12 protein-coding genes are annotated in these 11,466 nt (G+C 72.9%); 9 read left to right on the top strand and 3 right to left on the bottom strand.

Going from position 1 to position 11,466, the window contains the following annotated elements; translation table 11 throughout:
• Nucleotides 1–189: 189 nt before the first annotated feature.
• The gene (locus tag ABZ951_RS03995) at nucleotides 190–840 is read right to left on the bottom strand and encodes a PH domain-containing protein (RefSeq protein WP_344089049.1); all 651 of its coding nucleotides are present in this window, start codon (nucleotides 838–840) and stop codon (nucleotides 190–192) included.
• Nucleotides 841–1,274: 434 nt separating this feature from the next.
• On the opposite strand from ABZ951_RS03995, the gene deoC reads away from it, so the two are divergent.
• From deoC to ABZ951_RS03980, 3 genes are read left to right on the top strand one after another with little or no spacing between them, the layout of a single operon-like run.
• Complete coding sequence (gene deoC, locus ABZ951_RS03990; RefSeq protein WP_344089216.1) at nucleotides 1,275–2,258, top strand: deoxyribose-phosphate aldolase; 984 nt, start codon at nucleotides 1,275–1,277, stop codon at nucleotides 2,256–2,258.
• A complete protein-coding gene (locus ABZ951_RS03985) occupies nucleotides 2,255–3,691 on the top strand; it encodes an aldehyde dehydrogenase family protein (RefSeq protein WP_344089213.1) in 1,437 nt (478 codons plus the stop codon). The genes deoC and ABZ951_RS03985 overlap by 4 nt, the downstream gene beginning before the upstream one ends.
• Nucleotides 3,684–4,571, top strand: a complete 888-nt coding sequence (locus ABZ951_RS03980; RefSeq protein ID WP_344089047.1) for an aldehyde dehydrogenase family protein — start codon at nucleotides 3,684–3,686, stop codon at nucleotides 4,569–4,571. Before ABZ951_RS03985 ends, ABZ951_RS03980 begins: the two co-directional genes overlap by 8 nt.
• Before the next feature lie 122 nt (nucleotides 4,572–4,693).
• Here ABZ951_RS03980 and ABZ951_RS03975 read toward each other — a convergent pair whose 3' ends face one another.
• Entirely contained in the window at nucleotides 4,694–5,542 is an 849-nt protein-coding gene (locus tag ABZ951_RS03975) for a hypothetical protein (RefSeq protein WP_361278835.1), read from the bottom strand.
• 192 nt (nucleotides 5,543–5,734) lie between these two features.
• On the opposite strand from ABZ951_RS03975, the gene ABZ951_RS03970 reads away from it, so the two are divergent.
• Complete coding sequence (locus ABZ951_RS03970; RefSeq protein ID WP_344089041.1) at nucleotides 5,735–6,391, top strand: ATP-binding protein; 657 nt, start codon at nucleotides 5,735–5,737, stop codon at nucleotides 6,389–6,391.
• Nucleotides 6,392–6,637: 246 nt separating this feature from the next.
• Here the strand turns inward: ABZ951_RS03970 and ABZ951_RS03965 are convergent, their stop codons facing one another.
• On the bottom strand, nucleotides 6,638–7,375 hold the full coding sequence (locus tag ABZ951_RS03965) for a SigE family RNA polymerase sigma factor (RefSeq protein WP_344089038.1): 738 nt from the start codon (nucleotides 7,373–7,375) through the stop codon (nucleotides 6,638–6,640).
• 193 nt (nucleotides 7,376–7,568) lie between these two features.
• On the opposite strand from ABZ951_RS03965, the gene afsQ1 reads away from it, so the two are divergent.
• The 5 genes from afsQ1 to ABZ951_RS03940 all read left to right on the top strand — a co-directional run bounded on the left by afsQ1 (nucleotide 7,569) and on the right by ABZ951_RS03940 (nucleotide 11,418).
• On the top strand, nucleotides 7,569–8,246 hold the full coding sequence (gene afsQ1, locus ABZ951_RS03960; protein WP_344089035.1) for a two-component system response regulator AfsQ1: 678 nt from the start codon (nucleotides 7,569–7,571) through the stop codon (nucleotides 8,244–8,246).
• Nucleotides 8,247–8,346: 100 nt separating this feature from the next.
• On the top strand, nucleotides 8,347–9,834 hold the full coding sequence (locus ABZ951_RS03955; protein ID WP_344089033.1) for a HAMP domain-containing sensor histidine kinase: 1,488 nt from the start codon (nucleotides 8,347–8,349) through the stop codon (nucleotides 9,832–9,834).
• Between the two features lie 5 nt (nucleotides 9,835–9,839).
• Entirely contained in the window at nucleotides 9,840–10,433 is a 594-nt protein-coding gene (locus ABZ951_RS03950) for a hypothetical protein (RefSeq protein WP_344089030.1), read from the top strand.
• A 112-nt stretch (nucleotides 10,434–10,545) separates the two neighbouring features.
• Nucleotides 10,546–11,100: a VanZ family protein gene (locus ABZ951_RS03945; protein ID WP_344089027.1), complete on the top strand. Its 555-nt coding sequence runs from the start codon at nucleotides 10,546–10,548 to the stop codon at nucleotides 11,098–11,100.
• A 108-nt stretch (nucleotides 11,101–11,208) separates the two neighbouring features.
• The gene (locus tag ABZ951_RS03940; RefSeq protein ID WP_344089025.1) at nucleotides 11,209–11,418 is read left to right on the top strand and encodes a PspC domain-containing protein; all 210 of its coding nucleotides are present in this window, start codon (nucleotides 11,209–11,211) and stop codon (nucleotides 11,416–11,418) included.
• Nucleotides 11,419–11,466: the final 48 nt, after the last annotated feature.

Here is an 11,466-nt window from a genome sequence, read left to right as displayed (position 1 = left end):
GGGGGGCCCATTAACCGCACAAACACCAACCCCCACCAAAACCCCCCCCCGGAGCGGCACGGCCCCGCATCACGACGCGGCGGGGCCGACGGTCCGGCCCCACACCCGCCGAAGGCGGAACGGCGCGGCACCCGGCGAACGGGCCGCCCTGAAACCGCGCCGGAGGCGAAACAGCGCCGGGCCGACCACCTAACCGACCAGAAAAAGCACCACCAGCAGCACAAGCCCCACCAAAGACGGCACGATCAGCTCGTAAGCCCACCGCACCGCAGGGGACCCCTGAGCCCCGTCACGCCGAGCGTTCCGCTCACTGAGCTCCCGCAGGTCCTCGATCGCCTGATCCGACGGCGCCCGCAGGGAGGACTCCGCGCCGAGGGACGCCGCGGCCGACCCGGCCAGGCCCTCGGCCACCGCCTGGTTCTGCCGCCGCGCCGCGGTCTTCCGCTTGCGCAGGGAGACGGGGATGGACCAGAGCTGGTACTTGGCGCCGCCCGCCAGGACCTCGCTGGAGTAGCCGGCGCGGACGGCGTCCACACAGGCCCAGGGCAGAGTGATCGTCCGGAAGGGGTTGCGGACGAGCAGCCGGTCCTGGCCGGCCCACACGGCCGGGCGCAGGGTGAAGGCGATGATCAGGGGGACGGCGCAGAGCAGGCCAGCGAGGGCCAGCCAGGGGGTCTGTCCCGAGCCCCGCACGACGGCGTCGCCGCCCAGCCAGCCGACGAGGCCGAGCAGCAGTACGCCGCTGCCGATCCCGGCGGGCGAGCGGTAGCACCGCTCGGCGTATTCCTGGTCCGGCGTCTGCGGGGACCGTGGGGCGGAGGAGTCGTCCGGGCTCGTCATGGCGCCGATTCTGCCCCACGCCCCGGCGGGGGTGGCTGCCGCAAGGGAGCCGCGAGCGCAAAAGACAGGCCGGGCCGGCACGGAGACGGTCCCGCCGGCAGGCGGCAGGCCCGGTGGGGGTGACTGACGCAGGGAGCCGGGAGCGCAGAGCACGAGCCGGGAACGCACGGAGACGGTCCCGCCGACAGGCCCCGGCGGAGGCGGCTGCTACAAGGGGGGCCGCAAGCACAAAGGACCGGCCGGGGCGGCACGCAGACGGACCCGCCGACAGCCGGCACGCCCCGGCACGGGCGGCTGCCGCGAAGAGACCGCAACCGCAAGCACGAGCTGGGAACGCACGGGGCCGGGCCCGCCGGCAGGCGGCGGGCGGCAGGCCCGGCCGCAGACAGGGGGGTGACACGCGCTACGCGCGTAGATATGCTCATCTGGTGACCATGCCCACCACAGTTCCCGCACACGGCAATGACGCCGCGGGGCGGCTGAAGGAGCTGGCGGACGTGACCGCCTCCGACAGCACGCTGCGCCGCTTCCTGCACGGCCTCCCGGGCGTCGACGCGGTCGGGCTGGAGGCCCGCGCCGCCTCGCTCGGCACCCGTTCGATCAAGTCCTCGGCGAAGGCGTACGCCATCGACCTGGCGATCTCGATGATCGACCTGACCACGCTGGAAGGCGCGGACACCCCGGGCAAGGTCCGGGCCCTCGCCGCCAAGGCCGTCCACCCCGACCCCATCGACCGCACGACGCCGCGCACCGCCGCGGTCTGCGTCTACCCCGACATGGTGGCCACCGCCAAGGCCGGGGTGGCCGGCACGGACGTGAAGGTCGCGTCCGTGGCCACCGCGTTCCCGGCCGGCCGCGCCGCGCTGCCGGTGAAGCTCGCGGACACCCGCGACGCGATCGCCGCCGGAGCGGACGAGATCGACATGGTCATCGACCGTGGCGCGTTCCTCTCCGGCCGCTACATGGACGTCTTCGAGGAGATCGGCGCCGTCAAGGCGGAGTGCGGCGACAAGGCCCGCCTCAAGGTGATCTTCGAGACGGGTGAGCTGTCGACGTACGACAACATCCGCCGCGCCTCCTGGATCGGGATGCTCGCGGGCGCCGACTTCATCAAGACCTCGACCGGCAAGGTCGCGGTCAACGCCACCCCGGCGAACACCCTGCTGATGCTGGAGGCCGTGCGCGACTTCCGCGCGCAGACGGGCGTCCAGGTCGGCGTGAAGCCGGCTGGCGGCATCCGCACCACCAAGGACGCGATCAAGTTCCTGGTCCTGGTCAACGAGACCGTGGGCGAGGACTGGCTGGATAACCACTGGTTCCGTTTCGGTGCCTCCAGCCTCCTGAACGACCTGCTGATGCAGCGGCAGAAGCTGAGCACCGGGCGCTACTCCGGTCCCGACTACGTCACGGTGGACTGACCATGGCTTTCGATTACGCACCCGCACCCGAGTCCCGCGCGGTCGTCGACATTGCCCCGTCCTACGGGCTGTTCATCGACGGCGAGTTCACCGAGGCGGCCGGCGGCAAGGTCTTCAAGACGGTCAGCCCCTCCTCGGAGGAGGTGCTCTCCGAGGTCGCCCAGGGCTCCGCGGAGGACGTGGACCGCGCGGTGAAGGCCGCCCGCAAGGCGTTCGAGAAGTGGTCCGCCCTGCCGGGCGCCGAGCGCGCCAAGTACCTGTTCCGCATCGCGCGGATCATCCAGGAGCGCAGCCGCGAGCTGGCCGTCCTGGAGACGCTGGACAACGGCAAGCCGATCAAGGAGACCCGCGACGCGGACCTCCCGCTGGTCGCCGCGCACTTCTTCTACTACGCGGGCTGGGCCGACAAGCTCGACCACGCGGGCTACGGCGCGAACCCCCGCCCGCTGGGCGTCGCGGGCCAGGTCATCCCCTGGAACTTCCCGCTCCTGATGCTGGCGTGGAAGATCGCCCCGGCGCTGGCGACGGGCAACACCGTCGTCCTCAAGCCGGCCGAGACCACCCCGCTGTCCGCGCTCTTCTTCGCGGACATCTGCCGTCAGGCCGGGCTGCCCAAGGGCGTCGTCAACATCGTCACCGGTGACGGCACCACGGGCGCCGCGCTCGTCGCGCACGAGGACGTGAACAAGGTCGCGTTCACCGGTTCCACGGCGGTCGGCAAGGCCATCGCCCGTACGGTCGCCGGTTCGGACAAGAAGCTCACCCTGGAGCTGGGCGGCAAGGGCGCCAACATCGTCTTCGACGACGCGCCCCTCGACCAGGCCGTCGAGGGCATCGTCCAGGGCATCTTCTTCAACCAGGGCCAGGTCTGCTGCGCGGGCTCCCGCCTGCTGGTCCAGGAGTCGATCCAGGACGAGCTGCTGGACTCCCTCAAGCGCCGCCTGTCGACCCTGCGCCTGGGCGACCCGCTGGACAAGAACACCGACATCGGCGCGATCAACTCCGCCGAGCAGCTGGCCCGGATCACCGAGCTGGCCGACAGCGGCGAGGCGGAGGGCGCCGAGCGCTGGGCCCCGGCCTGCGAGCTGCCCTCGGCCGGCTACTGGTTCGCGCCGACGCTGTTCACGAACGTCACCCAGGCCCACCGGATCGCCCGCGAGGAGATCTTCGGCCCGGTGCTGTCGGTGCTGTCCTTCCGCACCCCGGCCGAGGCCGTCGCCAAGGCGAACAACTCGCAGTACGGCCTCTCCGCCGGCATCTGGACGGAGAAGGGCTCGCGGATGCTGGCCGTCGCGAGCAAGCTGCGCGCGGGTGTCATCTGGGCCAACACGTTCAACAAGTTCGACCCGACCTCGCCGTTCGGCGGCTTCAAGGAGTCGGGTTTCGGCCGCGAGGGCGGCCGCCACGGTCTGGAGGCGTACCTCGATGTCTGATGCACGGTTGAGTGTCTTCAAGACCTACAAGCTGTTCGTCGGGGGCAAGTTCCCCCGGTCCGAGAGCGGGCGGGTGTACGAGGTGACCGACTCCAAGGGCAACTGGCTGGCCAACGCCCCGCAGTCCTCCCGCAAGGACGCCCGGGACGCTGTCGTCGCGGCCCGCAAGGCCGTCGGCGGCTGGAGCGGCGCGACCGCGTACAACCGCGGCCAGATCCTCTACCGCGTCGCCGAGATGCTGGAGGGCCGCAAGGACCAGTTCGTGCGCGAGGTGGCCGACGCCGAGGGCCTGTCCAAGGCGAAGGCCGCGGCCCAGGTGGACGCCGCGATCGACCGCTGGGTCTGGTACGCGGGCTGGACCGACAAGATCGCCCAGATCACCGGCTCCACCAACCCGGTCGCGGGCCCGTTCTTCAACGTCTCCGCCACCGAGCCGACCGGCGTCGTCGCCGTGCTCGCGCCGCAGGAGTCGTCGTTCCTCGGCCTGGTCTCGGTGATCGCCCCGGCGATCGCCACCGGCAACACCGTGGTCGTGGTGGCCTCCGAGAAGGCTCCGCTGCCCGCGCTGTCCCTCGGCGAGGTGCTGGCGACGTCCGACGTCCCCGGGGGCGTCGTCAACGTCCTGTCGGGGCGTACGGCCGAGATCGCCCCGTCGCTCGCCGCGCACCAGGACGTCAACGCGATCGACCTCACGGGGGCGGACGCGGAGCTGGCCAAGGAGCTGGAGATCGCCGCGGCCGACAACCTCAAGCGCGTCCTGCGCCCGCGCCCCGCGGACTGGACGGCGGACCCGGGCACGGACCGCATGACGGCCTTCCTGGAGACCCGGACGGTGTGGCACCCGACGGGCTCCCTGGGCGCCGGCGGCTCGTCCTACTGAGTCCTCCGGGCACAAGGCGGCGGCTCCCCTCAGCGAGGGGAGCCGCCGTTTTCGCGCGGCCCGTCCGGCGTTCGGGACACCGCCGTGCGGCGGCGGTGCGCCCCCACGACCCGTCGGCGAAGCTAGAGGCTCAGGCCCGGCGCGAGCAGTGACGACAGCGGCGCCGCCACGTCCGACGCCCGGCCGTCCTTCGGGGCGGGGGCCCGGCCGGACGGCGGCGAGTCCAGCAGCGTCGAGGCCGCGTCCGTCGCGTCCGACGCCCGGAGCGGCTGCGCGGCGCGGGTCCGCACCGGAGGCGCGGGGCTCAGCAGCGTGGAAGCGGCGTCCGTCACGTCCGTCGCCTGAAGGGACTTGGAGGGCCGGACGTGCCCCGGCGGCGGGCTCAGCAGCGTGGACGCGGAGTCCGTGACGTCCGTCGGCCGGAGGGGCTTGGCGACCCGGGTCCGCGCCTGTGGCGAGGGGGCCAGCAGCGTCGATACCGATTCCGTCAGTTCGGGCCGCTTCGCGGCCTTGGCGGCAGGCCCCTTCGCCCCCGCCGGCGGCCGGGGCGCCAGCAGCTTCGACACGGCTTCCCCGACGTCCGGCGTACGGGCCCGGCTCTCCGCCCGTGCGGGCCTCTGCGCCCCCTGCGGCGGGCCGGTCAGCCCGCTCAGCGTCTCGGTCTCCGCGATGTCCTGGAGGGCCCCTCCGCGGGACAGCGGGGCCGTCAGGAGAGAGGTGCTCACGGGTTCGAAGTCCGCGACCTGGGTGCCGACGGCGTTGTCGAACGGATCGCTGCCCGTACCGGCGAGCGGGTTGAGCCGCAGCTGCCGCAGGGCGTCGAACGTGGCCTCCGACGAAGTGCCCAGTGCGGTGTTCGCCCCGCCGAGGGCGGACTGCGTCCCGCCGAGGGCCGCGCCCATGTCCGTCTCCCCGAGCACGGCCTGCGGCGCCTCGACGGCGCCCGCCGACCCCGCAGCACCTGCGACCACCGCCGCCCCCGCGGTAAGGCTCAGACCGACGCGCAGCAGGCCGCGGGCCACCGGGGAGGGGGGAGAGGGGCGTGCGTGTCGTGCGTGCGAGGCCATGGCCACCTGCCGGGTAGAGAGTTGCCGGATCGAACGACAACACACCGTAGTTGCATGGTGACAGTGTGCGCATCCTTCGACCCGGAGGGATCCCCCATGCGGCCCAATGCCTCACACTGGTGTCCCGTGACTCCCCACTTGACCCCCGCGCGCGTCATCCTGCTGTCCGGCCCCTCCGGTTCCGGCAAGTCGTCCCTCGCGGTCCGCACCGGGCTGCCCGTCCTCAACCTCGACGACTTCTACAAGGAGGGCGACGACCCGACGCTGCCGCTCCTGCCGGACGGGTCGGCGACCGACTGGGATTCGCCGCTGTCGTGGGACGCCGGGGCGGCCGTCCGCGCGATCGACGAGCTGTGCCGCACCGCCCGGACGGGCGTGCCGCTGTACGACATCGCGACCAGCTCGCGGACCGGCGAGAGCGTTCTGGACATCGGCCGCACCCCGCTGTTCATAGCCGAGGGCATCTTCGCGGCCGACATCATCGACGCCTGCCGTGACGCGGGCGTCCTGGCCGACGCCCTGTGCCTGCGCGGCCGTCCCGTCACCACGTTCCGCCGCCGGCTGGCCCGCGACCTGCGCGAGGCCCGCAAGCCGGTGCCCACCCTGATCCGCCGCGGTCTGCGGCTGCTGCGCGCCGAGCGGGGCATCGTGGCCCGGCAGACGGCGCTGGGCGCCCACGCCTGTGACAAGGAGACGGCCATGGGCCGGATCGCCGCCGCGGCCGCCGGCCGGCGGGAGGGCGTGCGCCTCTGACCCGGGAGGGCGTGCGCCTCTGGCCGGGGCCCCGGCCGCTCTCCGCGACGTCACCGCCCTCGCCCGGGCCGCGCCGTCCTCGACGGCGCGGGCGCTCGAACATGCGGGGCGACTCGAACATGCGAGAGCGAGCGGACAGACCCCCCGGCTGTCCGCCCGCTCTCTTTCCCCCTCGGCCGCCGCGCGCTCCCCCGGGCGTTCGCGTCGGCCCCCCTCGGCCTTTCGGCCGCTGTTGTCTTTTCGCGGTCAGGCGACGAGCTCGCCGAACGACTCCCGCTCGCCCCGGCCGGAGCCGATGACCTCGTCGTCGCGCAGCCGCCGCAGCGAGCGCCAGATGCTGCTCTTGACCGTGCCGACGCTGATGTCGAGGATCTCCGCGATCTCCGGGTCCGTGCGGCCCTCGTAGTAGCGCAGCACGAGCATCGTGCGCTGCAGTTCGGGCAGCCGGGCGAGGGCCTGCCAGAGCACGGCGCGCAGCTCGGTGCCGCGCATCGCGTCCGTCTCGCCCACCGTCTCCGGGAGTTCCTCGGTCGGGTACTCGTTGAGCTTGCGCCGGCGCCAGGCGCTGATGTGCAGGTTGGTCATGGTGCGGCGGAGGTAGCCGCCGACCGCCGCCTTGTCGGTGATCCGGTCCCAGGCGCGGAAGGTGGAGAACAGCGCGCTCTGCAGCAGGTCCTCCGCCTCGTGCCGGTCACCGGTCAGGTGGTAGGCGGTCGCGTACAGGGAGGCCCGGCGCTCCTGGACGTAGGCGGTGAACGCCGCTTCGGCGTCCGTCCGCCCGGTCCGGGGCGCGCCCTTGCTCTCCCCCGTGGCCTCCCCGTACGCGACTGCGTCGATCGCCACCATGTAAGGCGGCCGCACACGTCCGGTGCCGCGGGCGCACCCCCGCCCGCCCACGGCACCGGACTTCTCCGAGCCCCGCCCGGCGTCGTGCAGGCGCGTGCGAATGACTGCGCTGGTCGTGGTGCTGTGCAGTGTGTTCATCTCGCGCCCCCCGTCGGTGGAGCCAGCTCGGTCCGTTGATGTCGCCGGGCCTGGAGCTGCCCGTTGACCCAAAGCCTGCCGGGCCAGTTTCATCGCGTTGTCCGCCGACTGTCACAGCCCTGCAACAGGCCGGGGCCCCGGCGGCGGGCGTCTTCGGTCGAACGACCGGCCAGTCGTAGGCCAGAATGGCCGCGTGCCCTTCCTGTTGCTGATCGAGGACGACGACGCCATCCGCACGGCTCTTGAGTTCTCCCTGTCCCGCCAGGGTCACCGAGTGGTGACCGCGGCGACGGGCGAGGACGGCCTGAAACTGCTGCGTGAGCAGCGGCCGGACCTGATCGTGCTGGACGTCATGCTGCCCGGTATCGACGGTTTCGAGGTGTGCCGGCGGATCCGGCGCACCGACCAGCTGCCGATCATCCTGCTCACCGCGCGCAACGACGACATCGACGTGGTGGTGGGGCTGGAGTCCGGCGCGGACGACTACGTGGTCAAGCCCGTGCAGGGCCGGGTGCTGGACGCCCGGATCCGTGCGGTGCTGCGCCGCGGTGAGCGGGAGTCCAACGACTCGGCGTCGTTCGGTTCGCTGGTCATCGACCGGTCCGCGATGACGGTCACCAAGAACGGTGAGGACCTCCAGCTCACCCCGACCGAGCTGCGGCTGCTGCTGGAGCTCAGCCGGCGGCCGGGGCAGGCGCTGTCGCGGCAGCAGCTGCTGCGGCTGGTGTGGGAGCACGATTACCTGGGCGACTCCCGCCTGGTGGACGCCTGTGTGCAGCGGCTGCGCGCCAAGGTCGAGGACGTCCCGTCGTCGCCGACCCTGATCCGCACGGTCCGCGGTGTCGGCTACCGCCTGGACGCCCCGCAGTGATGAATCCGGTATCCCACAACAGCACAGAGAGCGCACTGTGACACAAGAGCCCGGGCGGGCACGGGGCTGGGCGGGGGCCGCCGGTGTCACCCGCCTCAGCATGCGGTGGATCAGTCTGCGGCTGCGGCTGATGCTGGTCTTCGCGCTGGTGGCGCTCGCCGCCGCCGTTTCCGCGTCGGCCATCGCGTACTGGCTCAACCGGGACGCGGTCCTCACCCGCACCCAGGACGCGGCGCTCGACGACTTCCGCAAGTCCCTGCAGGACAACACCGGTTCCCTGCCGCTGGCGCCGACGTGCCAGGAGCTCCAGGCGGCGGCGGACCGGATGGCGGCGACCTCGCAGAAGTACGAGGTGCTGCTGATCGGCACGTCGGGGGCCGGCGGTGGCTGCGCGGCGCCGTCGAACCGCGATCTGTTCTCGCTGAAGGTGGTGCCCGCGTCACTGCAGGCGGCCGTCAACCGCGAGCGGCGGGTCGACGACTCCAACCGTTACGCGTACCACCTGTACTGGCAGCGGATCACGCTCGACGGCAAGCCCTATCTGGTGGGCGGCGCGAAGGTCATCGGCGGCGGCCCGACGGGCTATCTGCTGAAGTCGCTGGAGAACGAGCGCGCGGATCTCAACTCCCTGGCCTGGTCGCTGGGCATCGCCACCGGTCTCGCGCTGATCGGCTCGGCGCTGCTGGCGCAGGTGGCCGCCTCCACGGTGCTGCGGCCCGTGCAGCGGCTCGGTGACGCGGCGCGGCAGCTCGGCGAGGGCAAGCTGGACACGCGCTTGCAGGTGTCGGGCACGGACGAGCTGGCGGATCTGTCGCGCACGTTCAACAGGACCGCGGAGTCGCTGGAGAAGCGGGTCGAGGAGCTGAGCGCCCGGGAGGCGTCGAGCCGCCGGTTCGTCGCCGACATGTCGCACGAGCTGCGGACGCCGCTGACGGCGATCACCGCCGTCACCGAGGTGCTGGAGGACGAGGCGGACAACCTCGATCCGATGATCGCGCCCGCGGTGCAGCTGGTGGTGAGCGAGACCCGCCGGCTGAACGACCTGGTGGAGAACCTGATGGAGGTCACCCGCTTCGACGCGGGCACCGCCCGGCTGGTCCTGGACGACGTGGACGTCGCCGATCAGGTCACCGCCTGCATCGACGCGCGCGCCTGGCTGGACGCCGTGGAGCTGGACGCCGAGCGGGGCATCGTGGCCCTGCTCGACCCCCGGCGCCTGGACGTCATCCTCGCGAACCTCATCGGTAACGCCCTCAAGCACGGCGGCTCACCCGTGCGGGTGTCGGTGCGGACGCTGGACGACGTGCTGCGGATCGACGTGCGCGATCACGGGCCCGGCATCCCCGAGGAGGTCCTGCCGCACGTCTTCGACCGCTTCTACAAGGCGAGCGCCTCGCGCCCGCGTTCCGAGGGCAGCGGTCTGGGCCTGTCCATCGCCCTGGAGAACGCGCACATCCACGGGGGTGAGATCACGGCCGCCAATTCCCCCGAGGGCGGCGCGGTCTTCACCCTGACCCTGCCCCGTGACGTCTCCGGGCTCGGGGGCGGGGCGCAGGGGGACGGGGACGACGGGGAGAACAGAAAGTGAAGCCGATGACCGTGCGGTTCAAGGCCACCGCCGTGGCGCTCGCGCTGCTCGGCCCGCTCTGCGCGCTGACGGCGTGCGGGATCCGGGGCACAGCCGTGCCCGTGGACGCCGGCGGCGCCCCCTCCCGGGCGTCCTGCGTCGTCCACCCGTCCCCGGGCGCCGGGGGCCGCGACAGCGTGACCGTGCTGATGGAGTGCACCTCGCAGCTGGTGCCCGTGGCCCGGGCGGTCTCCCTGCCCGAGAAGCAGGACGATCCCGTGGTGGTCGCCCGGGTCCTCCTCGACGAGCTGCGCAAGACGCCCACGCCTGAGGAGATCCGGGCGGGGCTCTCCACGGCGGTGTCGCAGCGGCTGACCGTCGACGGGCCGCGGCCGGGCGACCCGGCCGGCACGCTGCGGCTGAGCCGGGAGCCGGGTGAGCTGCGCCAGCTGGCCCTGGCCCAGCTGGTGTGCACGTACGCGGGGACGGCCGCGGCGGACGGCAAGCGGTCGGTGGTCCTGGCCGGCCCGGGCGAGGACCGGCCCAAGAGCTACCGGTGCACGGAGGAGATGCGCACGCACCCGGACGCCGCGGACATCAGCGGCACTCCCGTGTCCTGAAGGCGTCCGGCGCCCCGGGCGCCCGTCGCCACCCTCCGTCACCACACCCGGGTCGTGAGGCCGGGGTGCCGAGGGCGGAACCGCGCGCCGGGCGCACCGCGTCCTGTGGGGCGTGCAGGGTCATGGTTACGGCGGTACGCCCGCCCTCCGATACCGCTACCGCGTCGCGGGGTGCGTGCTGCTCGTCGCCCATCTGCTGGCTGTCTGCTGGCTGGCCCTGCGCCCGCTGACAGCGCCGTGGGTCAGTGCCGCGCACCTGGAGCCGCTGGCGAGCATCCGGGCCGATCTGGAGCTGGGCCCCTGGGCCGCGGCGCGGGCGATCGGTGCCGGGCTGGTGCTGCTGGCGCCGCTGGGGGTGCTGCTGCCGTGGGCGCGGGGCCGGATCGTCGCGTCGCCGCTGGGCTCGCTGACCCGCACGGTGTTCACCGGCGCGATGGTCTCGCTGGGCCTTCAGGTGATCCAGAGCGGTGTGGTGGGCCAGGTCCTGGACGTGGACGCGCTGCTGCTGAACGTGACGGGCGTGACGGTCACGCATCTCGCGGTGGTGCCGGCGGTACGGGCCCGGCTCCGCCGCAAGGGTGACGGAACGCGACCGGAGGCCCTCCGCCGGGAGGAGTGCCCCCAGGGTCTGACCCCGACGATCCCCAGGGTCGGGATCGCCCCGTAGAGCGACGCTTTGCCTCATCTCGCGGCCGTAGCGTGGAGCCATCAGGAAAACGGTTCCTGCAGGCCGCCGCACCGGCGGCAGCCGCCCCGACGACGAGGAGTCGCCGCCATGTCCGCTCCCCTGGTCCGGCCCCGCAACCACAGGATGATCGCCGGAGTCTGCGCGGGCCTCGCCGAGCGCTACGGGACCTCCCGCACCACGATGCGCGTGATCTTCCTGGTCTCGTGCCTGCTGCCCGGCCCGCAGTTCGTGCTCTACCTCGCGCTGTGGCTGCTGCTGCCGTCCGAGAAGAGCCCTAAGGCGGCCACCTCCTGGTGACGCCCCGCACGCGCGGACGGCGGGCCGCCCACCCCCGCGGCACGGGGT

The sequence above is a fragment of the Streptomyces sp. NPDC046215 genome (genome assembly GCF_040646215.1).
Classification (GTDB): Bacteria; Actinomycetota; Actinomycetes; order Streptomycetales; family Streptomycetaceae; genus Streptomyces; species Streptomyces stramineus.
Note: the sequence above shows the minus strand (reverse complement) of the source record. Positions and strands in the feature narration are given on the sequence as shown.

Excerpts from the sequence above, each read along its gene's own strand:
- ABZ951_RS03940 (WP_344089025.1), top strand. The coding sequence starts at position 11,209 with ATGTCCGCTCCCCTGGTCCGGCCCCGCAACCACAGGATGATCGCCGGA.
- ABZ951_RS03955 (WP_344089033.1), top strand. The coding sequence starts at position 8,347 with ATGCGGTGGATCAGTCTGCGGCTGCGGCTGATGCTGGTCTTCGCGCTG.
- ABZ951_RS03970 (WP_344089041.1), top strand. The coding sequence starts at position 5,735 with ATGCGGCCCAATGCCTCACACTGGTGTCCCGTGACTCCCCACTTGACC.
- deoC (WP_344089216.1), top strand. The coding sequence starts at position 1,275 with ATGCCCACCACAGTTCCCGCACACGGCAATGACGCCGCGGGGCGGCTG.
- ABZ951_RS03950 (WP_344089030.1), top strand. The coding sequence starts at position 9,840 with ATGACCGTGCGGTTCAAGGCCACCGCCGTGGCGCTCGCGCTGCTCGGC.
- ABZ951_RS03995 (WP_344089049.1), bottom strand. The coding sequence starts at position 840 with ATGACGAGCCCGGACGACTCCTCCGCCCCACGGTCCCCGCAGACGCCG.
- ABZ951_RS03980 (WP_344089047.1), top strand. The coding sequence starts at position 3,684 with ATGTCTGATGCACGGTTGAGTGTCTTCAAGACCTACAAGCTGTTCGTC.
- ABZ951_RS03965 (WP_344089038.1), bottom strand. The coding sequence starts at position 7,375 with ATGAACACACTGCACAGCACCACGACCAGCGCAGTCATTCGCACGCGC.